This window comes from Peribacillus sp. SIMBA_075 (genome assembly GCF_046534585.1).
Map to the genome: position 1 here is coordinate 1 of NZ_JAWRYN010001574.1, position 237 is coordinate 237.

General features: G+C 34.6%; 1 protein-coding gene. It reads left to right on the plus strand.

Annotated elements, in window-relative coordinates; genetic code table 11:
* Nucleotides 1–237, plus strand: a 237-nt coding sequence (locus SB775_RS33720; RefSeq protein ID WP_410865656.1) for an ATP-binding cassette domain-containing protein, incomplete at both ends; no start/stop codon positions are given.

Here is a 237-nt window from a genome sequence, read left to right on the forward strand (position 1 = left end):
TAGAGAAGCAATAGAAAGGGCTTTAGCATGTACGAATTTGCTAAGTAAACGTGATAAGGAAATTCATGCTTTATCTGGTGGAGAAAGACAGCGTGTTTGGATTGCCATGACGTTAGCTCAGAAGACGCCAATGCTCTTTTTAGATGAACCGACAACATATTTAGATATTTATTATCAACTTGAAATATTAGAGTTAGTAAAAGAATTAAATGAAGCACAAGGATTGACAATCGTTAT